Here is a 530-nt window from a genome sequence, read left to right on the forward strand (position 1 = left end):
TAGCCACGAAATTCGTAGCCCACGTACTCAAGCTCTTGCGTCTTACAGACGCTGCTCTTGACGTGGTTGACTTGCAGTTTCAACGTCAGCGTCAGGAATCGCTCGACGCTCGCGTACACACGGTGCGCAGCCGCATCCGACTTTACGAAGATTACAAAGTCGTCCGCATACCGCACGAAAGACAATCCGCGTCGCTCCAGTTCCTTGTCCAGATCATCCAAATAGATGTTGGAAAGCAGTGGTGAGAGCGGACCGCCTTGCATCGTTCCTTCTTCGCTTGGTTGACATAACCCATCGATCATCACTCCGGCTCGCAGGTATCTTCCGATCAGCTTTAGCAGTCGTTTGTCGTGAACCTTGCGGCTCACGCGTGACATCAATACGTCATGCTGGACTCGATCAAAGAACTTTGACAGATCCATATCGACGCATTGGCGTCGGCCGCTGCGAATAATCTTCTGCACCTGCTGGGCTGCATCTTGTGCCGAGCGATAAGGTCGATAACCGAAACTCGATACGGAGAATTCCGG

General features: G+C 52.8%; 1 protein-coding gene. It reads right to left on the minus strand.

Annotated elements, in window-relative coordinates:
• A partial coding sequence (locus RMSM_RS27115; protein WP_261340354.1) for a reverse transcriptase domain-containing protein occupies positions 1 to 464 on the minus strand: 464 nt, incomplete at its 3' end.
• Positions 465 to 530: the final 66 nt, after the last annotated feature.

The sequence above is a fragment of the Rhodopirellula maiorica SM1 genome (assembly GCF_000346295.1).
In the GTDB taxonomy this organism is placed as follows: domain Bacteria; phylum Planctomycetota; class Planctomycetia; order Pirellulales; family Pirellulaceae; genus Novipirellula; species Novipirellula maiorica.